Annotated in this window: 22 protein-coding genes and 1 tRNA gene; 10 read left to right on the plus strand and 13 right to left on the minus strand. The window is 70.8% G+C overall.

What is annotated here, in order from left to right:
• Window positions 1-148: 148 nt before the first annotated feature.
• Complete coding sequence (locus K8640_RS02495) at window positions 149-964, plus strand: 2-oxo acid dehydrogenase subunit E2 (RefSeq protein WP_223745601.1); 816 nt, start codon at window positions 149-151, stop codon at window positions 962-964.
• Between the two features lie 48 nt (window positions 965-1,012).
• On the opposite strand, the gene K8640_RS02500 is transcribed toward K8640_RS02495, so the two are convergent.
• The 3 genes from K8640_RS02500 to K8640_RS02510 form a co-directional block, all read right to left on the minus strand.
• Window positions 1,013-1,999, minus strand: a complete 987-nt coding sequence (locus K8640_RS02500) for a zinc metalloprotease HtpX (RefSeq protein ID WP_223745602.1) — start codon at window positions 1,997-1,999, stop codon at window positions 1,013-1,015.
• Window positions 2,000-2,745: 746 nt separating this feature from the next.
• Window positions 2,746-4,170, minus strand: coding sequence for an HTTM domain-containing protein (locus tag K8640_RS02505; RefSeq protein WP_223745603.1), 1,425 nt, complete (start codon window positions 4,168-4,170; stop codon window positions 2,746-2,748).
• On the minus strand, window positions 4,163-5,395 hold the full coding sequence (locus K8640_RS02510) for an imelysin family protein (protein ID WP_223745604.1): 1,233 nt from the start codon (window positions 5,393-5,395) through the stop codon (window positions 4,163-4,165). Before K8640_RS02510 ends, K8640_RS02505 begins: the two co-directional genes overlap by 8 nt.
• 142 nt (window positions 5,396-5,537) lie before the next feature.
• Here K8640_RS02510 and K8640_RS02515 point away from each other — a divergent pair, with 142 nt between their 5' ends.
• Both K8640_RS02515 and K8640_RS02520 read left to right on the plus strand, forming a co-directional pair.
• The gene (locus tag K8640_RS02515; protein ID WP_223745605.1) at window positions 5,538-7,019 is read left to right on the plus strand and encodes a hypothetical protein; all 1,482 of its coding nucleotides are present in this window, start codon (window positions 5,538-5,540) and stop codon (window positions 7,017-7,019) included.
• A gap of 265 nt (window positions 7,020-7,284) precedes the next feature.
• Window positions 7,285-9,738 (plus strand): TonB-dependent receptor family protein, encoded by a 2,454-nt coding sequence (locus tag K8640_RS02520; protein ID WP_370640303.1) that lies wholly within the window; start codon window positions 7,285-7,287, stop codon window positions 9,736-9,738.
• A 49-nt stretch (window positions 9,739-9,787) separates the two neighbouring features.
• Here K8640_RS02520 and K8640_RS02525 read toward each other — a convergent pair whose 3' ends face one another.
• The gene (locus tag K8640_RS02525) at window positions 9,788-10,198 is read right to left on the minus strand and encodes a hypothetical protein (protein ID WP_223745606.1); all 411 of its coding nucleotides are present in this window, start codon (window positions 10,196-10,198) and stop codon (window positions 9,788-9,790) included.
• Between the two features lie 158 nt (window positions 10,199-10,356).
• Here K8640_RS02525 and fni point away from each other — a divergent pair, with 158 nt between their 5' ends.
• From fni to K8640_RS02550, 5 genes are read left to right on the plus strand one after another with little or no spacing between them, the layout of a single operon-like run.
• On the plus strand, window positions 10,357-11,415 hold the full coding sequence (fni, locus tag K8640_RS02530) for a type 2 isopentenyl-diphosphate Delta-isomerase (protein ID WP_223745607.1): 1,059 nt from the start codon (window positions 10,357-10,359) through the stop codon (window positions 11,413-11,415).
• A gap of 36 nt (window positions 11,416-11,451) precedes the next feature.
• Window positions 11,452-12,783 (plus strand): hydroxymethylglutaryl-CoA reductase, degradative, encoded by a 1,332-nt coding sequence (locus K8640_RS02535; RefSeq protein WP_223745608.1) that lies wholly within the window; start codon window positions 11,452-11,454, stop codon window positions 12,781-12,783.
• A gap of 7 nt (window positions 12,784-12,790) precedes the next feature.
• The gene (mvk, locus tag K8640_RS02540; RefSeq protein WP_141325181.1) at window positions 12,791-13,723 is read left to right on the plus strand and encodes a mevalonate kinase; all 933 of its coding nucleotides are present in this window, start codon (window positions 12,791-12,793) and stop codon (window positions 13,721-13,723) included.
• Window positions 13,724-13,731: 8 nt separating this feature from the next.
• On the plus strand, window positions 13,732-14,721 hold the full coding sequence (gene mvaD, locus K8640_RS02545) for a diphosphomevalonate decarboxylase (protein ID WP_141325180.1): 990 nt from the start codon (window positions 13,732-13,734) through the stop codon (window positions 14,719-14,721).
• Window positions 14,721-15,800, plus strand: coding sequence for a mevalonate kinase (locus tag K8640_RS02550; protein WP_223745609.1), 1,080 nt, complete (start codon window positions 14,721-14,723; stop codon window positions 15,798-15,800). Before mvaD ends, K8640_RS02550 begins: the two co-directional genes overlap by 1 nt.
• A gap of 29 nt (window positions 15,801-15,829) precedes the next feature.
• Here K8640_RS02550 and K8640_RS02555 read toward each other — a convergent pair whose 3' ends face one another.
• Both K8640_RS02555 and omp85 read right to left on the minus strand, forming a co-directional pair.
• Window positions 15,830-16,237, minus strand: coding sequence for a hypothetical protein (locus tag K8640_RS02555; protein ID WP_223745610.1), 408 nt, complete (start codon window positions 16,235-16,237; stop codon window positions 15,830-15,832).
• Window positions 16,238-16,436: 199 nt separating this feature from the next.
• Window positions 16,437-17,609 carry an Omp85 family outer membrane protein gene (omp85, locus tag K8640_RS02560; RefSeq protein ID WP_223745611.1) on the minus strand — a complete coding sequence of 391 codons (1,173 nt, stop codon included), beginning with the start codon at window positions 17,607-17,609 and terminating at the stop codon, window positions 16,437-16,439.
• 182 nt (window positions 17,610-17,791) lie between these two features.
• Here omp85 and K8640_RS02565 point away from each other — a divergent pair, with 182 nt between their 5' ends.
• Window positions 17,792-19,339 carry an alkaline phosphatase family protein gene (locus tag K8640_RS02565; protein ID WP_223745866.1) on the plus strand — a complete coding sequence of 516 codons (1,548 nt, stop codon included), beginning with the start codon at window positions 17,792-17,794 and terminating at the stop codon, window positions 19,337-19,339.
• Window positions 19,336-20,451, plus strand: a complete 1,116-nt coding sequence (locus tag K8640_RS02570) for a lysylphosphatidylglycerol synthase transmembrane domain-containing protein (protein ID WP_223745612.1) — start codon at window positions 19,336-19,338, stop codon at window positions 20,449-20,451. The genes K8640_RS02565 and K8640_RS02570 overlap by 4 nt, the downstream gene beginning before the upstream one ends.
• Window positions 20,452-20,526: 75 nt before the next feature.
• Here K8640_RS02570 and K8640_RS02575 read toward each other — a convergent pair.
• The 7 genes from K8640_RS02575 to K8640_RS02605 form a co-directional block, all read right to left on the minus strand.
• Window positions 20,527-20,610 (minus strand) — tRNA-Leu (locus tag K8640_RS02575).
• A gap of 93 nt (window positions 20,611-20,703) precedes the next feature.
• On the minus strand, window positions 20,704-21,081 hold the full coding sequence (locus K8640_RS02580; RefSeq protein WP_046715064.1) for a 2Fe-2S iron-sulfur cluster-binding protein: 378 nt from the start codon (window positions 21,079-21,081) through the stop codon (window positions 20,704-20,706).
• A 1-nt stretch (window position 21,082) separates the two neighbouring features.
• Complete coding sequence (gene hscA, locus K8640_RS02585) at window positions 21,083-22,927, minus strand: Fe-S protein assembly chaperone HscA (RefSeq protein WP_223745613.1); 1,845 nt, start codon at window positions 22,925-22,927, stop codon at window positions 21,083-21,085.
• On the minus strand, window positions 22,924-23,472 hold the full coding sequence (gene hscB, locus K8640_RS02590; protein ID WP_223745614.1) for a Fe-S protein assembly co-chaperone HscB: 549 nt from the start codon (window positions 23,470-23,472) through the stop codon (window positions 22,924-22,926). Before hscB ends, hscA begins: the two co-directional genes overlap by 4 nt.
• A gap of 116 nt (window positions 23,473-23,588) precedes the next feature.
• Window positions 23,589-23,990 (minus strand): iron-sulfur cluster assembly accessory protein, encoded by a 402-nt coding sequence (locus K8640_RS02595; RefSeq protein ID WP_141325174.1) that lies wholly within the window; start codon window positions 23,988-23,990, stop codon window positions 23,589-23,591.
• A 46-nt stretch (window positions 23,991-24,036) separates the two neighbouring features.
• Window positions 24,037-24,438 (minus strand): Fe-S cluster assembly scaffold IscU, encoded by a 402-nt coding sequence (iscU, locus tag K8640_RS02600; protein WP_015351027.1) that lies wholly within the window; start codon window positions 24,436-24,438, stop codon window positions 24,037-24,039.
• Between the two features lie 98 nt (window positions 24,439-24,536).
• Window positions 24,537-25,898 (minus strand): IscS subfamily cysteine desulfurase, encoded by a 1,362-nt coding sequence (locus K8640_RS02605; RefSeq protein ID WP_223745867.1) that lies wholly within the window; start codon window positions 25,896-25,898, stop codon window positions 24,537-24,539.
• Window positions 25,899-26,163 lie beyond the last annotated feature (265 nt).

Genomic DNA, 26,163 nt, shown 5'->3' on the forward strand with positions numbered 1-26,163 from the left:
TTCACCGCCTCCCTGCCTCGTCCGTGCGCGGGGGGACTGCTGGAAATCTCCACGAAGCCGGGCGTCCGGCTGGTCGGGGTCTTCCCCGCCCCGTCGTGAGCCGCGATGCTGCACCGCCGTCGATCTCCCCGTCGAGGACCCGCCTGACATGGCGCACCTGGAGCTGAGACCCAAGCCGCGCATCTCCAGCTTCCGCAAGCTGGCCCTCGGTAGTTGGGCGGCGCCGTATGACCCCACGGTCTACGGCTCGCTCACGGTCCGGATGGACCGGGCGCTGGCCTACATGGACGCCTTCCAGCGGGGCACGGGGACGCGGCTGACGGTGACGCACCTGGTGCTCAAGGCCCTGGCGGTGGCGCTGCGCCGCTGTCCCGACGCGAACGCGGTGCTGCGCTTCCACCGGCTCTACCTGCGCGAGCGCGCCACGGTGGCCGCGCTGCTGGGGGACACCTCGGGTGGGGAGGCGCGGTGGAGTGCGGTGCGGGTGGCGGACGCGGACCTCAAGGGCCTGCGGGACATCGTCGCGGAGCTGGAGGCGGGGCCGCGCGACGTGGCGGCGGCTTCGCGGGGTTGGCGGTGGGTGGCGCGGATGCCTGGGCCGCTGATGCGGGGCTTCACCCGGTGGGTGTCGTTCCTGGCGGTGACGCTCAACGTGGACTTGAGCCGCTTCGGGCTGCCCCGGGACGCGTTCGGCGCGGCCATCGTCACGGACGTGGGGGCGCTGGGGCTGGACGCGGCCTATCTGCCGCTGGTGCCCTTCACCCGGGCGGCGGTGTTCCTGGCGCCCGGCGCGGTGCGCGAGGTGGCGGTGGTGGAGCAGGGGCGGGTGGTGGTGGGGAAGGTGATGAGCCTCAACGCGTCCATCGACCACCGCTTCATCGACGGCTTCCACGCGGGCGTGCTGGCGAACACGTTGAAGGAGCTGCTGGAGGACCCGGAGGCGGCGTTCGGTCCTCCGGGGTGAAGCGCGGCGGGAGCCCGGTGTCCTGGGCTCCCGCGCTCGGCCGTCCCGTCAGTACGCGTACTCCCAGCCGCCGCGGCCTCGGGCGCGCGAGCCGCCCGCTCGGGCGCTCATGGCGCGCAGCCGGCGCACCCGCTCGGGGATGGGCGGGTGGGTGGAGAACAGCGCCATGACGCCGCCCCTGTGCAGCGGGTTGACGATGAACAGGTGCGACGTCGCCGGCGCCCGGTCATACGGCATCATCTCCGCGCCGCGCTCCATCTTGAGCAGGGCGTCCGCGAGGGCATCGGGGTCCCCGCTCAGCTCGGCGCCGGTGGCGTCCGCGCCGTACTCGCGCGAGCGGCTGACGGCGAGCTGCAGCAGCGTGGCGGCGATGGGCGCCACCAGCAGCAGGCCCAGGTTGGCGAAGGCGCCGGCGATACCGCCGCCCTCCTCGTCATCGCTCCGGCCGAGCATGGAGCCGCCGAACCAGAAGAGCATCTGCGCCGCGTAGCTGATGATACCGGCGAGCGTGGCCGCCACCGTGCCGATGAGCGTGTCGCGGTTTCTCACGTGACCGATTTCATGGGCGAGCACGCCCTCCAGCTCGCGCTGGTCGAGGATCTCCATGATGCCGGCCGTCACCGCGACGGCGGCATGCTTGGGGCTGCGGCCGGTGGCGAACGCGTTGGGCGCGCGCGTGGGCAGGATGTAGACCTTCGGCTTGGGCATGCCCGCGCGGGCGGACAGCCGCTCCACCATCTGATGGAGCCAGGGGGCCTGCTCGTAGGGCAGCGGCTGGGCGCCATGGATGGCCAGGGCGATCTTGTCGCTGAACCAGTACGAGCCGAAGTTCATCACCACGGCGAAGAAGCCGGCGAACATGAGTCCCTGCGCGCCGCCCAGCCGCTGGCCGATGACGAGCACCAGCGCGGTGAGGCCCGCGAGCAGCACCGTCGTCTTGAGCGCGTTGCCCAGGCGGTGCCACCCACCGCCGCCGTGCAGCGCCGGACGTCCGCCGCCGTTCCGGGAAGTTTCGTGGGTGTCGGTGAAAGCCATGTCGTCTCGTTCCTTTCCCCCGCTCAGGGGCTTCAGAAACGTAAACAGGGGCGCTGGCTCGTCAATGAAAGCCCGTGGAGAGTTCCGTGAATCCGAGGGCTTGCGCATGCTCCGCCTCGACGCTCGGACTGTCCGTTGGCGGGCTGGCGAGCAGGCGCCTGTGTGCATGTATCGGCACCGTGAGCGCGATGCGCGCCAGGCGCCGACGTTTCAATCGGGCCTCTGTTTGAAAGACGGGAGGGTGACCGCTGCGCGGCTTCGCTCGCTCCAGGACGCGAGAGCGGGGCTCCCGTGTAGGGTCGGAGACCGAACAACAACATTCGGACGTTCACGCATGTCTCGAACATGCACCACGAGTCGGCGCATCGCGCGGGCGCAGCGCGTGAGCATGCATCCTGTGCCGATGATCCGCCGTGCAGGTGTCACGCGCCTGCGTATCGCTCAATCACGCGCCATGTGCTGACGCAGTGTCGGAGCACAATGTGCAGCCGCATCGCTCGCGCGTGTGCCGATGCTCAGTCCAAGCACGTACCCCTCGCCGACGCGCAACTTGCGCACGCACGACATGATGCGGGGGCCGGCAGACATGTGCTGCCGCATCGCTCGCGCGCGTGCCGATGCTCGGTCCAAGCACGTATCCCTCGCCGACGCGCAACCGGCCCACGCACGACCTGATGCAGAGGCCGACTGACCCGCGGCACGCGAGAGACGTGTCCCGCGGTGCCGCGGCCATCGTCGCGTGTGACTCAATGCACCTGCGCGCGCCACGTTGGGCGCAGCTTCACGGGAGGCGTCTCGGGCGCCGGGAGGATCCACGGCTTCGCGGCGAGTCCATCCTCCACGCGCGCCAGGTCCACGTCCGGGTCCACGAGCAGCTGCGCCGCGCGCCCGTTCAACGACACGCGCACGTCGGCGCGCACCTCGACGGGCCCCAACCCCCTCGCCTCGAAGTCGCGAGCGATGTGCCGCGCGAGCTGGAGGATGAGGTCCGGCTGCACGGACATCTCGCGCTCCTGCAGCCGCGTGAGGTAGTCGCTGGGCGGCACGTGCCACTCACGCCCCGTGGAGGGCGAGGTCACCACGAACGTCGCGCTGCCGTTCTTCTCCCGCGCCATCACCCGCCAGGAGAAGCGCATGCCCTGCTCGTGCCACAGCACGTTGCCGCCATACAGGTGCGTGCGCAGCGGCATCGCGACCTGGAGCACGCCGTACACCACGGCCACCGCGAGCCCCGCCCACGCGAGCCGCGTCACGGGCTGAACAGGGACGGGAAGGGCGGGCACGGACACTGGAGCCACCGTCCCTCGCCGCCACGCGCGCACCCGCGCCGCGATGCGACGAGGCCACGACGCGTCGAAGAAGACGAGCGCCGCCGTCACCATGATGAAGGGGAACATCCCGATGGGGAACAGCACCGACGTCGCCGCGTGGAAGCCCACCACCACCACGTACGCGAAGGGCCGCAGCCTGCGCGACAGAAGGAAGGCGACGATGGTCGTGTCGAACAGGAAGCCGGCCCACGCCGCCGTGTACGCCACCCAGCGCTCATCCAGGAACGGCCCCACGAGCAGGAGGCTCGTCCGCGCGGACAGCCAGATGTTGAGCGGCTGCGCGTGCACGAGCCAGTCGGACGTGAGCTTCGCCAGCCCCGCGAACACGTAGACGACGGTGACCTGGAAGCGCAGCAGGTACGTGCACCACGCCGGCAGCGTGTCGCTCCTCAGCACGGGCCTGCGCCACGCATCGAGCGAGAAGGCGCGGTGCGCGGGCACGAAGACGAGCAGCCCCAGCAACAGGCTCACCAGGTAGTAGTGGTTGAGGTAGTTGCTGACGTCGACGAGCTGCACGTACGAGAACGCGACGAACAACAGCACCGTCGTGGCCCGGTAGAACAGCCCCGCCGACAGCAGCACCCCGAGCACCGCCAGCCCCGCGAACAGCGCCTGCATCCACGGCGCGGGCAGCGCCCGCACCCAGCCGAAGCCCCAATAGGTGAAGTGGTAGCGCGGCCCCGTGAAGAGCACGTCCACCCAGCCGTAGGCCAGGAAGCGCACCGACGAGACGGTGATGAGCGCGCCAAGCGCCACGCGGAACGCCACCAGCGCCGCGATGTCCCGCGGCGCCAACAGCCAGCTCCAGAGCCGCGCGGCCCCCCGAGCCTGCTCAGTCATTGTCCCCTTCGACGGACTGTGGCAGCTCCAGGTCCAGCACCGTGACGAGCTCCGTCTTCAGCACGTCCGTGACGCCCTTGAAGGCGTCATGCAGCGCGCGCACCGACGCCTTGTCCTGCGCCAGGGCTTGGTGCAGGTCGTCCTCCTCGATGGCGGAGAGCGCGGCCTCCGCGGCCACCACGCGCTCGACCAGCTTCTGCGCCAGCGCCTCCGCGCCCGCGGCCTTCAGCAGGTCGTCGAAGCCCGTGCCCTGGTAGCCCTCCTCGCAGCCCTCCGAGAGCAGCCGGAAGCCCTTCACGTTGGCGCGCAGGTTCGCCTTCGAGCGGTGCGCGAACTGGGACTCGAGGTGCTCCGGGCACGTGTCCGTGGAGCACTCGCGCATGCCCAAGGGCCGCGCCAGCTTCAGGTCCTTGCCCTCGCGCTCGAAGTAGAACATCGCGTCGCTGATGGAGTTGAGCGCCGCCTGGCTCGTGGGGAACACCGCGTTGCCGGAGCCCGCCGTGGCCAGCGTGTTGGCGAAGTTGTCCTGGTCCGCCGCCCACGCCTTCACCAACTGCGCGGCCTTCACGTCCACCTCGCGCGCCACCACGGCGGCGTACGCGCGCTTGCGCGAGGCCCGCTCCTCCGTGGACAGCGCCGCCCACGTCCCCTGCGCGACGATGGGCGAGGTGCCCTGGCACACGGTGTCCTCGCCCGCGTAGAACATCAGATACTCCAGCGCGTACAGCCCGCGCCGGCTCACCAGCGACGTCGGGAAGCCCGGGGCCTCATAGCCCTTGGAGACGAGCTGCTCCTCGATGGCGCACCGGCTCACCAGCGGCCACGAGTAGATGTTGTCGCGAAGCTCCGCCCCACCCGCCGCGCTGCGAGGCGCCGCCGGGCCCACCTGCATCACCTCCGCCACCTGCCACGCATCCATGGCCGCGTGGTACGCCGCCTTCGCCTGCGCCAGGCTCGCCGCGTGCGGCTGGGCCGCCCACGCGGACACCGCCTGCGACAGCGCGGTGCTCGTCGTGTGGAACTCGCGCGCCGTGCGCTCCACGCACACGCCCGTGGCCTTCAGGAGCGCCCCCCGAGACGTGTCCGGACCACCCGGACCGCCCGGCCCCGCGTCGTCCTTGCCGCGCTCGGACTCCTTGCAGCCCCCGAGCGTCGCCAGGGCGGTGATGAGAAGCAGCGCGCGAGTGCTTCGCGCGCGAGGGGAGGAAACGGAGGGGAAAGACATGGATTCTCGCTTGTCTCGGTCGGGTTCGCGGCTCTTGCCTTGACACCCAGTGAAGCCCTGGGCTAGGAGCCGCATCCGATTTTGAGAACGATTATCGTTAGCAGGTTACTGCTTATTACCATCACCCGGGAGCGGGGCCACCATGAAGCGAAGCAGTGAGCAGCGAAAGTTCGTCGGCGTAGCATTCCTCACGGCGGCGTTGGCCGTTTTCAGCAGCGCGTGCGGTGACGACGACGAGAAGCAGCCCCAGCAGCAGACCCCGGATTCCGGCACGCCCGACTCTGGCACGCCTGACTCTGGCACGCCTGACTCCGGCACGCCCGACGCGGGCCCGGGCACGGCGCTGCTCGACAGCGACATCGGCCTGATGCGCTTCAACGCGGACGGCACGGTGGACACGACGTTCGGCGCGAGCGGCACGACGCGGCTGGACCTGACCACGGTGGTGCCGGGCGGCGCGCGCGACTCCGTGTGGGGCGTGGCGGCGGATGCCACGGACCGGCTGGTGGTCTTCGGGGCTCGCCGCGGTGATGGTGACCGGGTGGACGCGGACCGCGTGGTGGTGCGCTTCGGGGCGAACGGGACGCTGGACACCACGTTCGCGACCAACGGCGTGCACACGCTGAACATCTCCAACCTGAGCGACGGCGCGCGCAACGGCATCGTGCAGGCGGACGGGAAGATCCTCGCCTCGGGCTACACCAGCCAGCCGACGGGCGCGGGCACCCAGGCGGCCAACCGCATCGTCCTGCTGCGCCTGGATGACGCGGGCAAGCCGGACAACAGCTTCGGCTGGAAGGGCGTGGTCAACGACGCGCCGTTCGGTCGGGTGAGTGACGTGAACCCCGAGTGGGGCATGGCCGAGGCGTACACGGCGGGCCAGCTGTCCGACGGCAGCTACGTCACCACGGGCTACGGCCGCAGCGCGTCCACCGGCACGGTGGACATGGTGAACTTCAAGTACAAGCCGAATGGCGAGCGCGACCTGACGTTCGGCACCGGCGGCGTCGTGCTGCTGGACCTGGTGGGCGACAACGACCGCGGCCGCAACCTGGTGGTCCTCAACGACGACCGCGTGGTGACGGTGGGCAGCGCGACGCCGGCGGCGCAGAAGATCCAGGGCCTCATCCACATCACCGACAAGAACGGCGTGCCCACCACGCAGCTCGGCACGGACGGCTACAAGCTGTACGACTTCGAGCGCCCGGAGCAGGCGTTCTTCGGCGTGGCGAAGTCGCAGGACGGCAACTGGGTGGCCGCGGCGGGCTACCGCGCGGGCGGCGACAACGATGACGACGCGGTGCTCGTCATCCTCCCGGTGGGCGCGAATCCGGGCGCGGACATCGCGATCGCCGCGCCCATCTCCGAGACGGAGAACGACCGGTTCTGGTCGGTGGCCTTCGACTCGACCAACCGCATCTACGCGGCGGGCTTCGTCACCGAGGGCGGCGACAACCGCCTGGCGGTGGCGCGCTACACGACGGCCGGCGTGCTGGACACGTCGTTCGGCACGGGCGGCGTCGTGAAGCACAACTTCTCCGTCGGCAAGACGGAGGAGGCGGTGCGCGGCATCGTGGTCCAGTCCGACGGCAAGATCGTCGTGGCGGCCACGGTCGAGAAGTAGTCACGTAGGAGTGGTCAGTGCCGGAGCCGGGGAGGTGGGTCCATGTCCGGACCCGCTCGCCCCGGCTCCTGGCGTCTGACACAGTGCCACCGCAGCACCGGGATAGAGGCGTACTTCGCAGATGGCATGGCTCAAGGACAGGTTGAGGCGGGCACGAGGCTGGGCGGCCCCGGTGCTCCTGGTGGGAATCGTCGCGGCCCCCGCGGCCGGGCACGCGCAACAGGCGTCGGGCGCGGAGGGTGCCCCCGCTCCGACGGACGCTTCCGTGGCTGCGCCCCCCGACAGGGCGCCGGCCGCCACCGGGCAGGTGTCCCTCCCGACAGGGGCGGCACCGGTCCAGCCCTCCTCCGAGCAGGGCTCCGCCGCGCCGGCTGAAGCCACGACGCAGTCGGCCGAGCAGGGCGCCGCCGCGCCGGCTGAAGCCGCGACGCGCACCGCCGCTGAGCAGGGCGCCGTCGCTCCAGACGCGACCCCGGCCGGAGCCCCGCCCGCGGCGGCGGGTGACGCCTCCGGCGAGGCTGCGGGAGCGCCGCTGTCCGACCCCGCGCCCGGGCTTCCGGGTGACGCGCCGACGCAAGCCTCGACCGAGGCGCCTCCCGCGTCGCCGGACCCGACGCCCGAGCCCGGGCAGCGCAAGTTCGAGAGCGTGGTGGTGGGGACGTCGGAGACGCGCACCAGCGGCTCGGTGCATGTCCTCAAGCCGTCCCAGCTGGAGCGCTTCAAGCGCGATGACCCGAGCATGGTCCTGATGACGGTGCCCGGCGTCTACGCGCGCGGCGAGGACGGCTTCGGGCTGCGGCCGAACGTGGGCCTGCGCGGCGTCAACCCGGACCGCAGCAAGAAGGTGACGCTGCTGGAGGACGGCGTGCTCTTCGGCCCGGCGCCCTACAGCGCGCCCGCGGCCTACTTCTTCCCGCTCGTCACGCGCATGCAGTCGGTGCGCGTGCTCAAGGGCCCCTCGGCCATCCAGCAGGGGCCGCAGACGGTGGCGGGCTCCGTGGAGTTCATCACCCGCGACATCCCCGCCTCGGAGTCCGCGTGGCTGGACATCGCCGGCGGCGGCTACCTGTACGGCAAGGCGCACGGCGTCTTCGGCGCGAGCACCGAGCGCGCGGGCTTCCTCCTGGAGGGCCTGCACCTGCGCAGCAACGGCTTCAAGGAACTGGACGGCGGCGGCACCACGGGCTTTCGCCGCAACGAGTGGATGGCCAAGGGCCGCTACTGGCTGGTGCCCGACGGCGAGGTGCGCCAGAGCCTGAACCTCAAGCTGGGCTACTCCGACGAGGTCTCCAACGAGACCTACCTGGGCCTGTCCGACGAGGACTTCCGCGCCAACCCGCTGCGCCGCTATGCCTCCAGCGCGCTGGACCGGATGGAGTGGCACCGCACGCAGGTGGCCGTCAGCCACGTGCTGGAGGCGGGCTCGCTGGCCATCACCACGACGGCCTACCGCCACGACCTCACGCGCGCCTGGCGGAAGATCAACCGCCTGGGCGGCGCCGCCATCGCCACCGTGCTCGCGGACCCGACCAGCGCGCGCAACTCCATCTACTACGGCGTGCTCACCGGTCAGCTCGACAGCTCGTCCTCGCAGGAGCTGCTCTTCATCGGCCCCAATGACCGGACCTTCGTGTCCCAGGGGGTCCAGAGCGTCGCGCGGTGGACCACCACCACGGGTCCGCTGAGCCACAACCTGGAGTTCGGCGCCCGCTTCCACTTCGACAGCATCGACCGGCTGCACACCGAGGACGCGTTCCGCATGGCCGGCGGCGAGCTGGTCGCCACCCACACCGCCACGTCCACCACCGCGAACAACAAGGACGCCACGCACGCGCTCGCGCTCCACGTGACGGACGCCATCGCCTGGGGCCCGCTCGTGCTCACGCCCGGCGTGCGCCTGGAGGTCATCCGCTCCCGCTCGTACGACCGGCTCACCGGCGAGGACACGAACGGAGCGCTCGAGGTGCTGATGCCAGGCATGGGCGCGTTCGGCGCGCTGACGCCGAACCTGGGCCTCTTCGCCGGCGCGTACCGGGGCTTCTCACCGCCGGCGCCCGGCCAGCCGGACTCGGTGGGCGCGGAGCGGAGCATCAACTACGAGACGGGCGCGCGGTGGACCCGCCGCGGCGAGCGCCTCGAGGTGCTGGGCTTCTTCAACGACTACTCGAACCTCACCGCCATCTGCACCTTCTCCAGCGGCTGCGTGGACGACGACCTGGACCGCCAGACGGACGCGGGCCGCGCCCACATCTACGGCCTGGAGGTCTTCGCGGAGAAGGTCTTCCGTCCCGGCGGCGGCCTGACGTTCCCCGTCACCGCGTCGTACACCTTCACGCGCACGGAGCTGCTCGAGGACTTCCAGTCCGCCGACCCGCAGTTCGGCAACGTGAAGGCCGGCGACGAGCTGCCGTACGTCCCCCGGCACCAGCTCTCCGCGTCCGTCGGCGTCGAGGGCCGGCTGGGCGGCGTGGCCGTGAGCGCCCTCTACATCGACACGATGCGAGAGAAGGCGGGGCAGGGCGAGGCCCCTCCCGGGGAGCTGACGGACTCGCTGCTGACGTTCGACGTCAACGCGAACTGGAACTTCTCGCGCTGGGGGCAGCTCTACCTGAGCGCGCGCAACATCCTCGACACGGTGGAGATCGCCTCCCGCCGGCCGTACGGCGCGCGCCCCAACGCGCCGCGCACCGTCATCCTGGGCTTCAAGCTCACCCACTGAGGCCCGCTCGGGCCCCGCCCCGGGCCGTGACTCCCGGGGCGGCGTGGGCCTAGAGGTAGAAGCGGTCCGTCACCCCGGCGGTGCGCTGGAGGATGGCGCTCCAGCCCAGCCAGAGCGGGATGCGGCTGTCGCCGGTGAGCGCCTCGCCGCCCAGCGCCCCGAGCGAGCCGGTGCAGCCCGCGAGCGTGCACAGCCCTGAATCCGTCAGGTGCTCCAGCAGCGCGCGCAGCGTGGGCATGCCCCGGGACTCGAAGCGGTCCGCCACGTCCTCGCGGCCCGCGAAGTCCGGCTCGTCCAGCGCGTCCTTCAGGAAGCGCTCGAGCGCCCACCAGAAGAGGTAGATCTCCGCGCGCCGTCCCGCCGCCGTCGCCGCCGCCGCGATGGACAGGCCCTGGTGCACGCGGTCGTAGTCTCCACTGTGAAGGAAGACGACCACCTTGGGCGACGCGGGGGCGCTCATGCGGGCCTCATACTGTCCCGCAGTGGATTTCGTCCATTGGCATGCCCTCTTGGACCGCTCGGCCCTTTGGCTTGCACCCCTCCCCCGGCGCTTGCTAGGTAACTCGGGCCTTCCGCACACCTCCGCCTTGTCGGGCACCCGGGACGGACCCACACCAAATGGTCGAGGACATCACAGCGCGGCGCAAGGACGCTCACCTCGACCTGTGTGCGACGGGTGACGTGGAGCCCGGTCAGAACAGCACCCTGCTGGACCTGGTCCACCTGGTCCACTGCGCCATGCCGGAGATGTCCGTGGAGGACGTGGACCTGTCCACGCCATTCCTGGGCAAGCGGCTGCGCCACCCGCTGCTCGTCACGGGCATGACCGGCGGCACCGAGCGCGCGGGGGTGGTCAATCGCGACCTGGCCCTGGTGGCCGAGCGCCACGGGCTGGCCTTCGGCGTGGGGAGCCAGCGCGCCATGTCGGAGGACGCGACGCGGGCGGCCTCGTTCCAGGTGCGGCAGGTGGCGCCCACGGTGGCGCTCCTGGGCAACATCGGCCTGTACCAGGCGGTGCGGCTGGGCGTGGACGGCGTGCGGCGGCTGATGGACGGCATCGGCGCGGACGGAATCGCGCTGCACCTCAACGCTGGGCAGGAGCTGACCCAGCCCGAGGGCGACCGGGACTTCCGCGGCGGCTACGCGGTGGTGGAGTCGCTGGTGAACGCCCTGGGCGAGCGGCTGCTGGTCAAGGAGACCGGGTGCGGCATCGGCCCGGAGGTGGCGCGGCGCCTGGTGGAGTTGGGTGTGCGCAACATCGACGTGTCCGGGCTGGGAGGCACGTCGTGGGTCCGGGTGGAACAACTTCGGGCCACGGGCGTACAAGCCCAGGTGGGCGCGGAATTCAGCGCGTGGGGCATCCCCACGGCGGCGGCGGTGGCCACCGTCCGCGGGGCCGTGGGCCCGGACGTGCGGCTGGTGGGGAGCGGAGGCATCCGCACGGGGTTGGAGGTGGCGAAGGTGCTGGCGCTGGGGGCGGACGTGGCGGGCATGGCCCTGCCGTTGTTCCGGGCGCATCAGACGGGCGGGGTGGCGGCGGCCGAGCAGGCGCTGGAGGTCATCCTGACGGGGCTTCGTCAGGCGCTCGTGCTCACCGGAAGCAGAAGCTGCGCTGAGCTGAGGCGGCGGCCGCGGGTGGTGACCGGTGTATTGAAGGATTGGATGGCGGCGCTGTAGTGGGGACCGCCAACGCAGGAAGAGGGAAGACTCATCATGTCTGAGACGGTGACGTCCCGGCTATCCGGGTTCCACAAGCTGCCGATGGACGAGCGCCTCGCGACGCTCGCCCGCATGTTCCGGCTGTCGCCCGGGGACCTGGAGCAGCTCCGTGGGACCGAGGCGCTCCAGCCGGTGCTGGCCAATCAGATGATCGAGAATGCGGTGGGGACCTTCTCCCTGCCGCTGGGCCTGGGGCTCAACCTCCAGGTGAACGGGCGCGACTACCTGGTGCCCATGGCGGTGGAGGAGCCGTCCGTCGTGGCGGCCGTGTCCTTCGCCTCGAAGATCGTCCGCGAGAACGGTGGCTTCAGCGCCGAGGCGGACGAGTCGATGATGATCGGCCAGATCCAGGTGACGCGCTTCGGCGACCCGACGGAGGCGGCCGAGAAGATTCTGGCGCACAAGGAGCAGCTGCTGGCGCTGGCCAACAGCTTCCACCCGGCCATGGTGGCGCGCGGCGGCGGCGCCCGGGACGTGGAGGTGCGCATCCTCCCGGCTCCGGAGGGCCCCAGGGGCGAGCCGCTGCTCGTGGTGCACATCCTCATCGACACGCAGGAGGCGATGGGGGCCAACCTCATCAACACCGTGGCGGAGGGCGTGGCGCCGCTCGTCGAGCAGATCACCGGCGGCAAGGTGTACCTGCGCATCCTCTCCAACCTGGCGGACCGGCGGCTGGCGCGCGCCACGTGCCGCATCCCGCTGGCGGCGCTGGCGGACTTCGAGATGCCGGGGGAGATCATCGCCGAGGGCATCGCCCAGGCCAGCCGCTTCGCGGAGGCGGACCCGTACCGCGCGGCCACGCACAACAAGGGCGTGATGAACGGCATCGACGCGGTGGCCATCGCCACGGGCCAGGACTGGCGCGCCATCGAAGCCGGCGCGCACGCCTTCGCCTGCCGCAACGGGCAGTACCGTCCGCTGTCCACCTGGTACCTGGAGGAGGGGCACCTGGTGGGCCGCATCGAGCTGCCCATGGCGCTGGGCATGGTGGGCGGCCCCATCAAGGTGCACCCCGGCGTGCAGATGGCGCTCAAGCTCTTGCGCGCCTCGGGCGTGCGCGAGCTGTCCATGGTGTTCGCGGCGGTGGGGCTGGCGCAGAACTTCGCGGCGCTCCGGGCGCTGGGCAGCATCGGCATCCAGAAGGGCCACATGGCGCTCCATGCGCGCTGCGTGGCGGTGACGGCCGGCGCGCGCGGCGACTGGGTGGAGAAGCTGGCGGACCTGTTGGTGAAGGCGGGCCACGTGAAGGTGGAGAAGGCCCGGGAGATTCTCGCCAGCCTGTCCGCCGAGGACGCCAAGGCCGCCACCACCGGTACCACCGTCTAGCGCGCCCGTGGCCACCTCGCCCCCACTGTCCACGTTCGGCGCCGGCAAGGTCATCCTGCTGGGCGAGCACAGCGTGGTGTACGGCCACCCCGCGCTCGCGGGGCCGCTGTCGCAGGGGGTGAAGGCGCGGGGCGTGCCGGCCCGGAAGTGTCAGCTGACGCTTCCCGCCACGATGAGCCGCGCCCAGCGCGCCCAGCTCACCGGCGCCTTCCTGCGCGCGGCGAGGCTGGTGGGCGAGCCTCCCGTGAAGGTGTCGTTGGACCCGGAGCTGCCCCTGTCGGCGGGGCTCGGCAGCTCCGCAGCGGTGTCCGTCGCCTGCGCGCGCATGTTGCTCTGTGCCGCGGGCCGGGAGCCCACGCCCAAGGAGGCCGGACGCCTGGCGTGGGAGATGGAGCAGGAGTTCCACGGCACGCCCTCGGGCGTGGACCACACCACCAGCGCCCAGGAGCAGCTGCTCTTGTACCGCCGCGCGCCGGGCTCCTCCGACGTGGGGCGCGGCAAGGTGGTGGACAGTCCGCGTCCCTTGCGCGTGGTGGTGGCGCTGGCCGGTGAGCGCAGCCCCACGAAGAAGACCGTGGGGGCGCTGCGCGAGCGGCAGGCGCGCTGGCCCGAGCGCTACCAGCGCCTCTTCGCGCAGATGGGGAAGCTGGCGTCGGAGGGCGCGAGGGCGGTGGAGGCCGGTGACCTGGAGGGCCTGGGCGACGCGATGAACGTCAACCAGGGCCTCTTGGCGGCGCTGGGCCTGTCCTCGCCGGCATTGGAAGAGATGGTGTACCGACTGCGGGGCCTGGGAGCGCTGGGCGCCAAGCTCACCGGAGCCGGTGGGGACGGCGGGGCCGTGGTCGGTCTGTTCCTCGAACCCGAGCCCGCGGTGGACCAGCTCACCCGGCTCGGCGTGCGCTGCTTCAGCAGCCAGCTCGCGGGTCCGCGAGCGACCTAGGTGTCCCCATGAAAGCCACTGTCCTGGCGCATCCCAACATCGCCCTGGTGAAGTACTGGGGGAAGCGGGACGACGCCCTCATCCTGCCGCACCAGTCCAGCCTGTCGCTGACGCTCTCCCCGCTGTCGGTGACGACGACGGTGGAGTTCGGCGTCCCCACGGACGCGGTGGAGCTCAACGGCCACGTCGCCAAGGGCAGCGAGCGCGAGCGGGTGCTGCGCCTGTTGGAGTCCGTGCGCGCGCAGGCCGGCGACAAGTCCCTGGGCCCGGCGAAGGTCGTCTCGCGTGGCGACTTCCCCATGGCGGCGGGCCTGGCCAGCAGCGCGGCGGGCTTCGCGGCGCTGGCGGTGGCGGGGCGCGCGGCGGCGGGCCTGCCGCGGGACACGAAGGCGGAGAGCATCCTGGCCCGGCTGGGCAGCGGCTCGGCGTGCCGCAGCGTGCAGGGCGGCTTCTGCGAGTGGCAGCGCGGTGAGCGCCCGGACGGCGACGACAGCTTCGCGGTGCAGCGCTTCGACGCGGCGCACTGGCCGGAGCTGCGCATGGTGGTGGCCATCCTGGACCGCGGCGAGAAGGACGTGAAGTCGCGCGACGGGATGAAGCAGGCGGTGGAGACCAGCCCCTACTACGCGGCCTGGGTGAAGGACGCGGAGGCGGAGGTGCCCCGCGCGCGCGAGTACATCGCCCGTCGGGACTTGCAGGCGCTGGGCGAGATGTGTGAGCGCAACGCCTGGCGGATGCATTCCACGTCGCTCGCGGCCGACCCGCCGCTCTGCTACCTGAACGCGGCCACGGTGGGGCTCATCCACCACCTGCGTGAGCACCGCAAGAAGGGCGTGCCCGTCTGGTTCACGCTGGACGCGGGCCCCAACCCGGTGCTGCTGACGGACGCGGCGAACGAGGTGGCGGCGGAGGCGCTGGCCCGCGCGTGCGGCGCGCTGGACGTGATTCGCTGCGTTCCCGGTGGTGACGCGACGCTGAAGTCGGAGCACCTCTTCTGATGGAGCGCGCGCTCTCGGCTCCGGGCAAGCTGTTCGTCTCCGGCGAGTACGCGGTGCTGTGGGGTGGGGTGGCGCGGCTGGTGGCGGTGGCGCCCCGCACGCACGCCTACGTGCGGCGGCGCGAGGACGCGCGCGTGCACGTCTGCCTGGAGGAGGGGACGCTCGCCGGGAGCATGACGCCGCGCGGGGTCCGCTGGGAGCGCGACGTGCCGGCGGGCTTCTCCTTCGTGGCGCGCACGCTGGACGAGGCGCTGCGCGCGCACGGCCGGGCGAGCCAGGGCTTCGACTTCGCGGTGGCGCCGTCCGCGGTGGGGCCCAACGGCCAGAAGCTGGGCATGGGCGGCAGCGCCTGCGCCACGGTGCTGGCGTCGGAGGCCGCGCGCTGGGTGCTGGACGAGCGCTACGACGCGCTGAAGCTGGCGCTGCTGGCGCACACGCAGGGGCAGGGCGGCAAGGGCAGCGGCGGGGACGTGGCGACGAGCTTCGCGGGCGGCGTGCTGCGCTACCGGCGCTACGACGTGGCGGCGCTGGTGGAGGCGAGCAACCACGGCCGGCTGAGCGCGGCCATGACGGAGTCCGCGTCCGTCGACGTCTGGCGGCTGCCTCCGCCCCGGGTGCCCATGGCGTATGCCTTCACGGGCGAGAGCGCCTCCACGCGCGTGCTCATCGGTCAGGTGGAGGCGAGGCTGGAGGAGCTGGGCCGTCAGGCCTTCGTCGCGCGCTCGGACGCGGTGGGGCAGGCGGTGGAGGACGGGCTCGCCGGCTGGGACTTCCGGGCGTTCTCCGAGGCGGTGAAGGCCCAGCACGCGCTGCTGTTGGAGCTGGGCCCGCTGGAGACCGAAGGCATGCGCCGCGTGCTGTCGCTGGCGGCGGCCTACGGTTGTGTCGGGAAGCTGTCCGGCGCGGGCGGAGGCGACGGCTGCATCCTCTTCGCGCCGGACGTGGCGGCCCGCGCCGAGCTGTGCGAGGGCCTGGAGTCCCGTGGCTTCCACACGCTGCTGCTGGAGCCGGCGCCCGGTGTCCGCGGCGAGGCGCACCTGGACGCGCGCCTGCGGGCCTGGGTGGACGCGCTCGTCTGAAGCGGGGGCCACGGTGGGCCCCTCGTGGATCATCCGACCGAGAGGCGCGGCCCCTCGTCGAGGAGCTCCTGGGTGGGCTCGTTGCTCGCGCGCGCGCGCCGGGCGTTGGGGCGCCGGGCCACCACGGGGGCGTTGCCGCCGAGCCAGTCCCACTTCTCTCCGTCCCACAGCTGCTCCCGCCAGCCCAGCTGGGTGGCGGCCTCGCGCGCCTTCTCGCCGTGGGCGATGAGCGCCCAGCCCGCGCGCGACTGCTTGCACTCACCGCTCTTGAACTTCAGCAGCCGGTGCTGGCCCTGGGCCTCGTCACGGTCCGCGTCCCACAGCGCCTGCTGCTTGCCGCCCGTCCCCTCGTAGTCGACGCCGTTCCACTCACACCAGGCGATGACGTCCTTGAGCCGGACCAGCTTCGCGCTCCGCGACAAGGAGAGTTCCGTCACGGCCGCCACGAGGAGGCCAGGGGAGATGACACGCATGGAAGAAGCCCCGTTGCAGGTCAGCGATTGCAGCCAACCTACAGCGGGGGTGGTGTCGGAAGGTCCATGACGACTCCATGCCTTTGTCATGGTTCTGTCATGCCTCACGCGGAGCTTGACTCGCAGCGTTGAAGACAGCGCGCGGCGTCATGGCGAGCAAGCGTCAGAACATGTGGCCGAAGGTGATGTAGACGCGCTGGCGTCCCGTCTCGGTGGAGCGCGCGTAGTCCATGCGGACCACGGCGGCGCGGCGCATGAGGCGCAGGCCTCCGCCGATGCCCGGGTGCCACTCGTGCCACTTGCCGTCGGGCACGCCCGGGTGCCACACGCGGCCCAGGTCCAGGAACATCACCGCGCCCACCTTCATGCTCTTGCCGAACACCTGGAGGTTGGCGGCGTGGTAGCGCAGCTCCGTGTTGCTGAAGGCCTTCACGTTGCCGGAGAAGCGGTTGCGCTCGATGCCGCGCACGCTGCTCATCCCGCCGATGCCCTCCGACACGTTGACGCCGCCGGTGTTGCTCCACTCGAAGAACGGCACCTCGCCGAAGAGCATGTCCAACGTCAGCCGCTGCGCCAGCGTCAGCCGTGACGACAGCTTGAGGTAGCGCCGCTCGCTCAAGGTGATGCCCGCGTACTGGTACCGGCTGCCGGTGGCCATGCCGGAGACGCGCAGGGCGATCTCCTCCACGCCGCCCTCCAGCGGGTCCGTCTCGTCGTCGCGCGTGTCCCACAGCGCGCCCACGAGCAGCTGCCCCGTCATGCCGCCCTCGATGCCCAGCGGACGCTGCTGGTGGAGCATCGATTCGTCGTACGTGTCCACGCTGGTGTAGCGCAGCGCATAGCCCACGTAGGACTGGAGCGGATGGGTGGGACCGAAGGGCCGCCCCCGCAGCCGGAACCAGCCGCCCGGCGCGCCCTTGTCGAAGGTGTAGCGCTCGTTGTCCAGGTCGCCCCGGAAGTCGGGCGCCGAGAGGTTGCCCGCGCCGAAGAAGGGGCTCTTCAGCTCGCGCCTGTACTCCAGGCCGGCCTCCAGGCGCAGCGGGCCAATGAGCCGGGGCCCGTCGTAGCGCACGTAGTGGCTCTGCACGCCGCGGCTGCTGAAGAGCACCTGCGCGCCGATGCCGTGCGCGTACGGCGTCTTGCCGGGGCCGTACAGGTAGATGCCGCCGACGGCGCCGTAGCTGATGCCGTGGTCCGAGCTGAACGTCATCATCGGCAGGGCGATGATGTCCGAGCCGGAGTCCGCCTTCGTTTGAGGCAGCCCGGGCGCTGGACGGGAAGGCGACTTCACCGGAGCGGCGCCGAGCACGACGAGGAGGACAGCGGGAAGGAGCATGGGGACCGTGGTGACGTCTCTCTGAGTCGGAACCATCCCGACAGAAGGACGGCGCTACCTGCCCGCCTGCTTTCCAGGAGGGCTGCCTTCGACTGAAGGCGGCCGTCCCCCCGAGTGCTCATTCTGGCGGGTGAGGGAGGGGAGGCGTCAACGTGAGTGGTGTGATTACTCCGGCGTCCTGGATGTGGGCCCATGGGCTCGCGCGGCGGATTGGAACGAAAGTTCCGCCCGCAGCGGCGCATCGGCGCAGGAATCTGCTGCTCATCCACCTCGACGGCGTACCCAAGGCCCTGCTGGACGAGGCGATTGTCGCCGGCAAGCTCCCGTTCGTCTCACGACTCATCCGCTCCGGCACGTTTCAATTGGATGACGCCTTCTGGGGCGCGCCCACCTCCACGCCGTACTTCCAGGCGGGGCTCCTGTACGGCCTGCGGAATTCGAACCTGCCCGCATATTCCTGGTTCGACAGGGAGCTGGGACGACAGGTGCGGATGAGCACGCCCACGGACGCACACGTCATCGACGAGCGCCTGCGAGGCCAGGGGCGCGAGAGCCTGTTGGATGGAGGCGGCCACGGCTACTTCTCGCTGTTCCGCGCGGGCGCCCGGAACGCGCTCAGCATGAGCACGCTGGCGAGCTTCAAGCAGATGTCGCGCGCGTTCTCGTACGAGATGATGGGCCTGTCGGCGGGGCGCACGCGCGGCCTCTGGGACTTCCTCGGCGCGTTCGGCATGGACACGTGGCGCTCGGCGCGCGAGGTGGCCCACTGGGCCCACGCGCTGCACGACTGGCGGCACGAGCAGTCCTTCCTCGTCAGCCGCGTGTTGTTGCAGCGGCTGGGTTGGAGCTTCGCGTACACCAAGGCGCTGGTGGACATGGTGCGCGGCGTGCCCGCCATCTACCTGGTGTTCGGAAACTACGACGAGGTGGCGCACCGCCGGGGGCCTCGCTCAACGCTGGCGCTGTCCGAGCTGCACCGCGTGGACGCGTACCTGGAGGACCTCTACGCGATGTCCCAATCGGTGGAGCACCCCTACGACGTCATCATCCTGTCGGACCACGGCCACGTGGACGCCGTGCCGTTGGAGCAGCGCCAGGGGCGACGGCTGGAGTCGCTGCTCCTCGAGGGTGCGCCTGGCGAGCTGTCCGAGGACGTGGTGCGCGGACTGCGCGACGGACGTCCGCTTCAGGACTCGGTGCCGAGCGCGCCCTTCGAGCCCGTCATCGTCGAGTGCGGCAACTTCGCGCACGTCTATCTCTCCGGTGCGCGAGAGCCGCTGGAGGCTCGCGCGCTGCTCGCGCGACATCCGGAGGTGCTGGCGCGCGCCACGCGCAGCGAGGACATCGGCATCGTCGCGCTGAGACGAGGTCACTCCGCGGTGGCGGTGATTCGCGGCGGCGTGTACGGCCCGGACGAGGTGGAGCGCGCGCCGCTGTCGCCCGAGTTCAGCCGCCGCGCGGTGGCGGACTTCCTGCGAGGGCTGCCGGCGATGACGACGGCGGGAGACCTGGTCGTCTTCGGAGAGGCGGTGCGCCGGGGCGGCACGGTGGGCTTCGCGTGGGAGTTCGGCTCGCACGGCGGGCTGACGCGCACGGAGGCCAACAGCCTGGTGTGCTGGCCCACGAACGCGCCGGTGGACCTGTCCGGACTGGGGCACTGCGCCCAACTGCATGACCGGCTCGCGGAGGTCTATGTGCGGCAGGCGCCTCGCTTGAGGTGGGTGCAATGAAGGCCCCTGGGCGTCGCACGAAGGCCGTGTGGCCCAGGCCGTCCGCGCGGGGCCTGAGCCTGCCCAAGGTGCTGCTCGGCGTGGTGGGGCTGGTGCTGTCCGTCGTCCTGCTCTCCACGGCCTTCTTCCACTGGAACCCGAAGGGCCCAGGCCCCCTGCTGCAGCCGCGCTTCCCGCTGGACGACTTCCTGAGGGACCTGCCCGGTCACCTGGTGTGGCTGGTCCCCTTCGTCATGCTGCAGGGCTCCATCATCCCGCTGCGCGCGGTGCAGTGGCAGAGCACCCTGCGCAAGCGCGTGCCCTTCCGCGAGCGCTACCACCTGGTGGCCATCGGCGCCTTCGTCCACAACGCGCTGCCGGGGAAGCTGGGCGACATCCTCCGCTCGTTCCTGCTGTCGCGCACCGAGCGCATCCCGTTCCTGCGCTGCCTGGGCACCGTCGCCGTCGGCAAGCTGATGGAGTTCGCCGCGCTGATGATGCTGGTGACGCTGTCGCTGCTGGGGCCCTTCGGCTCCACCCTCACGCGCTTCCAGGGGCAGCTGAAGGTGGCGGTGTCCCTGTGCGTGGGGCTCGTCGCGCTCGTGGTGCTGCTGGCCCACTGGTCGCTCCCGCTGGCGAACGCGCTGCACCGGCGCCACCGCTTCCCGCGGCTGGAGGGCTTCCTCCACCACGTCAGCGACGGGCTGGGCTCCGCGCGCTCCTTCATCGGCATGGGCAAGGTGCTCTTCTACTCGGTGGGCCCGGTGCTCGCGTCGGCGCTGGCCTACGGGCTGGCGCTCCACGGCATCGGCATCTCCGGCGGCCTCTTCGCGGGCGCGGTGGTGCTGGGCGCCATCTCCCTGGGGCAGGCGCTCCCGGGCGTGCCCGCGGGCATGGGCATCTACTACTTCGTCACCAGCTGGGCGGCCCGCAGCCTGGGCGCCACCCCCGAGGACGCGGCCGCGTTCGCCACGCTCACCCACCTGGGCACGGTGTTCAGCCAGGCCGGCGTGGGCGCCGTCTCCGTCTACATCCGGAAGATTCGCATCCGTGACCTAAGGAAGGGCGGCAGCCTGGCGCGCGAGGCCGCGCAGCACGTGGCGCATGAAGCGGTGGAGCCGGCGCCGCAGTGAGCCGGGCGCGGAGCGCGGACCCCTGAAAAGCGAAAAGGGGCCCCGGTTTGAAACCGGGACCCCTTATCGACTTTGTGCCCAGGAGAGGACTCGAACCTCCATGCCCTTGCAGGCGCTAGACCCTGAATCTAGTGTGTCTACCAATTCCACCACCTGGGCAGGTGGCTTCACCGCCTCGGCGCCGTGGCGTCGCTGCGATGGGGCGGACATATAGGTGTCCTGCCCCGGCTCGTCAAGAACTACGTAACAACCTCACTTCTTCAGCGGCCATTTCCCCTCGGCCTCCAGGGCCCGGCGGATGACCGGGTTCTCGTCCATGAAGGCCGTGAGGGACTCCTCGGTGATTTCGACCACCACGTCCTCCTGGCTGACCTCCGTCTGGCAGCTCAACCGGGAGTACGGACGCACGTCGAACCCCATGTCCAACCGGTCCGCCTCCGCGTCCGATTGCTCGCTGAGCGAGTCCAGGCCCTTGCGGACCCAGATGTGACAGGTGGAGCAGCCGCAGACCCCGCCACAGCTGTGGCCCACCTGGGCCCCCGACTGTTCGGCTGCGTCCAGGAGGATGGTCCCGGGGGGGACGTCCACGCTGACCTCGGCCAGCGGGCTCTTGAAGGTGACCTTGGGCACGTCAGTACTCCTCCACCGAGTGGCCAGCGACAACCTGGGTGATGGCCTTGTTCATCACCCGCTCGATGAAGGGCCGGGACGTCTCGTCCAGGGCGTGCACGGCCTCCTTGAGCTTCAGGTAGTCGTTGCCCTGGGCCACCTCTCGCACGCGGGCGATGGCCGCGTCGATGGTGGCCTTCTCGCCGTCCTGGAGCAGCGAGGCGTGCTCGCCCAGCTGACGGTCCGCCTCGGCCAGCATGCGCTCGGCGTCCACCCGCTGCTCGCGCAGCTGCCGGGCCTGGATGTCGTCCTCGGCGTACTCGATGGAGTCGAGCAGCATCCGCTCGATTTCATCCTCGGTGAGGCCGTGGCTGGGCTTGACGGTGATGGACTGGGTGGCGCCGGTGCTCTGCTCCTTCGCGGAGACGGAGAGGATGCCGTCGGCGTCCACCTGGAAGCGCACCTCCACGCGCGCCATGCCGGCGGCGAGCGGGGGGATGCCGGAGAGCGTGAAGCGCGCGAGGCTGCGGTTGTCCTCCACCAGCTCCCGCTCGCCCTGCACCACGTGCACGTCCAGGCCCGTCTGCGCGTCCTTGAACGTGGTGAACACCTGCGCGGCCGCGGTGGGGATGGTGGAGTTGCGCAGGATGAGCTTCTCGGTGATTCCGCCCATCGTCTCGAGCCCGAGCGACAGCGGAATCACGTCCAGCAGCAGCACCTCGTCCTGCCGGTCCGCGTTGGTGAGCAGGTCCGCCTGCACCGCGGCGCCCAGCGCCACCACCTGGTCCGGGTCGATGTCGCCCAGGGGCTCGCGGCCGAACATCTCCGCCACGAACCGGCGCACCGCCGGCACGCGGGTGGAGCCGCCCACCAGGATGACGCCGTCCAGCTCGCCCGCCGCCACGCCCGCGTCCTTCAGCGCCCGACGGCAGACGATGCCCGTCTTCGCCACCAGCGGCTGGATCCACGCGTCGAAGTCCGCGCGCTTCACCGCGTGCGTCCGGCCATCCACCGTGACGGTGGCCTCGGCAGCGTCGGTGAGGGCCTCCTTGGCCTTGCGCGAGGACGCGAGCGCCTCGGCGACCAGGGCAGGGGAGGGCTCGGTGATTCCGAGCGCCTCGAACGCCTTCGTGGCAATCGCCCGGTCGAAGTCGTCGCCGCCCAGGGCCGAGTCGCCGCCGGTGGACTTCACCTCGAAGACGCCGTCCACCAGCTTGAGGATGGAGATGTCGAAGGTGCCGCCGCCCAGGTCGTAGACGGCGAACGTGCCCTGGCTGCCCTTGTCCAGGCCGTACGCGAGCGCGGCGGCGGTGGGCTCGTTGAGCAGGCGCAGCACCTCCAGGCCCGCGAGCCGCCCCGCGTCCTTGGTGGCCTGGCGCTGGGCGTCGTCGAAGTACGCCGGCACGGTGATGACGGCCTGCTCCACCTTGCTGGAGAACTGCGCCTCGGCGCGGCGCTTCAGCGCACGCAGGATTTCGCCGGAGACCTCAATCGGCGTCACCGGGTTGCCGCCCGACACATCGAAGCGGACCACCTTGGCGCCGGGGACGAACTTGTAGTGGCCCAGCTTGCGCGTCTCGGCGTCCTCGGGGCCTCGGCCCATGAAGCGCTTCACCGACGCGATGGTGTCCGTGGGGTGCGAGGCCGCGAGCGCGCGAGCCCGGACGCCCACCACCACGCCGCCGTCCTGGCCGTAGTGCACCACGGAGGGCAAGAGCAGCGAGTCGCCCTCGTCCACCGGGACGCAGCGGGGCTTGCCCTGCGTCACCGCCGCCACCAGCGAGTGGGTGGTGCCCAGGTCGATGCCCACCGCCTGGCCCTTGGGCTTGAGCGGATCATGGATCTGCAGGTAGCCGTTCTTGCTCACGACAGACTCTCCTCCTCGAACGCTTCCACCTGCTCGAGAAAGCGCGTGAAGTAGCGCACCCGACCCAGGGCATGCGACGCCTTTCTCACCGGAGACTGTGAGTCACCCTCGCCCTCCAGGGCGCGCAGGGCACCGGCCGCCTCGTCGAGCGCCGCCTTGCGCCGCCCCTCCACCTGGGTGCCCATGGCCTGCACCCGCGCCAGGTCCTTCTTCTCCATGGCGGTGTCGAGCGCCTCGCGCAGCTCCATGACCTCCTCGAGGAACTCCAGGGGCATGTCCTTCTGCGCGCCCGCGTCCTCGCGGTCCAGGTCCACGCCGTGGAGCTTGAGCAGGTAGAAGGCGCGGCGCACCGGGTCCTTGAGCGCCTTGAAGGCCTCGTTGAGGGCGGTGGTGCCCTCCAGGGCCTTGAGGCGCTCGCGCGCGTCGGCCTGGGCCACGCGGTCCGGATGCAGCTGGAGCGACAGCTCGCGGTACTGCTTCTCCAGCGCCGGCACGTCCACGTCATAGGCGCGCGGCAGCCCGAAGACGTCGAAGTGGGTCCTCACTCGGTGTGCTCCATGGGGGCAGGGGGGCGGATAAACGAAAGGGGCCCGGCGGCTGGCCGGACCCCGCGTGACTGGAGGTCCCCCGCGCGAGGCGAGGGACGAGGGCTGTCCCCACGTCAGACGGAGAAGCTCTCTCCGCAGCCGCACGCGGCCTTGATGTTGGGGTTGTTGAGCTTGAAGCCGGAGGCCATGAGCGTCTGCTCGAAGACCAGCTCCGTGCCGATGAGGTACAGGTAGCTCTTCGGGTCCACGAAGACGCGCACGCCGTCCTTCTCGAAGATCTTGTCGCGCTCGCGGGCCTTCTCGGACCACTCCATGGAGTACTGGAGGCCCGAGCACCCGCCGCCCTTCACGGCCAGCCGCAGGCCGGCCTCGGGCGTCTGGCGCTGCTCCAGGAGCTCCTTGAGCCGCGCCACGGCGCTGTCCGCCACGACGATGCCCTTGGGGGCGGCCTTGGCCACGGGCGCCGCGTTGGCCACCGGGCCGGGCGTCATCTGCTGGGTCGCCTGTTCGCTCATGGGTTCACCTCCTGGAGTCATGTGGAGAGCACCGTGCTCCCAGGACTCAAGATGCCTGGGCCTTGCGCGCGGCGCGCTTCTTCTTGAAGTCCTCGATGGCCGCCTTGATGGCGTCCTCGGCGAGGACCGAGCAGTGGATCTTCACCGGCGGCAGCGCCAGCTCCCGGGCCACGTCCTTGTTGGAGATGGTCATCGCCTGGTCCACCGTCTTGCCCTTCACCCACTCGGTGACGAGCGACGAGGACGCGATGGCGGAGCCACAGCCGAAGGTCTTGAACCGCGCGTCCTCGATGAGGCCGTCGTCCGAGATCTTTAGCTGCAGGCGCATCACGTCGCCGCACGCGGGCGCGCCGACCAGACCCGTGCCGACGTTCGGGTCTTCCTTGTCCATCGTCCCGACGTTGCGGGGGTTCTCGTAGTGGTCGATGACCTTGTCGCTGTAAGCCATGCCAACTCCTTCAACCGATGCTTCGCACCAAAGGTTCCGGCGAGCAATGCCCACCGTCCGGGGAGCCATGCGCCCCGCTGATTGCTCGGGAAGGCGCGCTAATGCGCCGTCCACTCGATGCTCTTGAGGTCGATGCCTTCCTTGGCCATCTCGTACAGCGGGCTCATGTCGCGCAGCTTGCGCACCTTGTCCACGACGAGCTGGACGACGTAGTCGACCTCCTCCTCCGTGGTGAAGCGCCCCAGGCCGAAGCGGATGGAGCTGTGCGCCAGCTCCTCGTCCACGCCCAGCGCGCGCAGCACATACGAGGGCTCCAGCGAGGCGGACGTGCACGCGGAGCCGGACGACACCGCCACGTCCTTGATGCCCATCATCAGGGACTCGCCCTCGGCGTGGGCGAAGGAGATGTTGAGGTTGCCCGGCAGGCGGTGCTCCAGCGAGCCGTTGATGATGGTCATGTCCAGCGCGTCCGTGAGGCCCTTGCGCAGCTTCTCGCGCAGCCGGAGGATCCGCGCGGACTCCTCGGCCAGCTCCTCGCGCGCCAGCTGCGCCGCGTGGCCGAAGCCGACGATGGCCGACACGTTGAGCGTGCCCGAGCGCATGCCGCGCTCATGGCCGCCGCCGTCGATGATGGGGGCGATGCGCACGCGCGGCTTGCGGCGCACGTACAGCGCGCCGATGCCCTTGGGGCCGTACATCTTGTGCGAGGTGATGGAGGCCAGGTCCACCTTCATGGCCTCGACATCGAAGGGCACCTTGCCGATGCCCTGCACCGCGTCGCAGTGGAAGAGGATGCCCTTCTTGCGGCACAGCGCGCCAATCTCCGCGATGGGCTGCACCACGCCAATCTCGTTGTTGGCGAACATGATGGAGACCAGCACCGTGCGAGGCGTCATCGCCTCCTCGAGCTTCTCCAGGTTGACCCGGCCGTCCTGCTCCACGTCCAGGTACGTCACGCGCGCGCCGCCGGTGGGCAGGTCCGCCCACTTCTTGTACGTCGCGTCGTTCTCCAGATCATGCTTCGCGGAGAGCTCCGCCACTTCCTCGGGCGACACGTCGCGCTCGGCGAGCTGCGACAGGCGCAAGAGCTTGAGCTCGTCCAGGCGCTCCTGGCGCACGCGCTCCAGGCGCTTGCAGGTGTCCAGGATGGCCTTGTGCTCGGTCTTCAGGGTGATGATGTGGTCACCCTTCGACTTGTAGTACTCGATGACCCCCTTGATGGCCAGGTTGTCGGACTCGGTGGCGCCGGAGGTGAAGACGATCTCCTGCTCCGTCGCGCCGATGAGCTCCGCCACCTGCTGCCGGGCCTTCTTCACCGCCGCCTCGGCCTTCCAGCCGAACACGTGGTTGCGGCTGGACGCGTTGCCGAAGTCCTCGCGCAGATAGGGGAGCATCACGTCCAGCACGCGCGGGTCCAGCGGCGTGGTGGCGTGGTTGTCCATGTAGATCGGCAGCTTCACCATTGCGTCCCACACCTTCCTGAAGGGGCTTGCGACTGCCCCCGCACCCCGGCGCCACCCAGGGGCGCGCTGCGGCGGGCATACACCGTCACACATGAATGTGGACCGGACTGGTCAATTATAAAATCGGGTGCCCTCGGGTCAAGCGAACATAAGGCGTACGGGAGACCCGTTGGGACTGGCCGGAAGGAGGGGCTGTCGGCGTTGGAACGGCCGCGCCGGGGTGGATCAACCCAGGTGGGCCGTCCTGGCGCGGGGTGGTCCG

Origin of the sequence: Myxococcus sp. XM-1-1-1 (genome assembly GCF_020037095.1) — a bacterium.
Lineage (GTDB): Bacteria > Myxococcota > Myxococcia > Myxococcales > Myxococcaceae > Myxococcus > Myxococcus fulvus.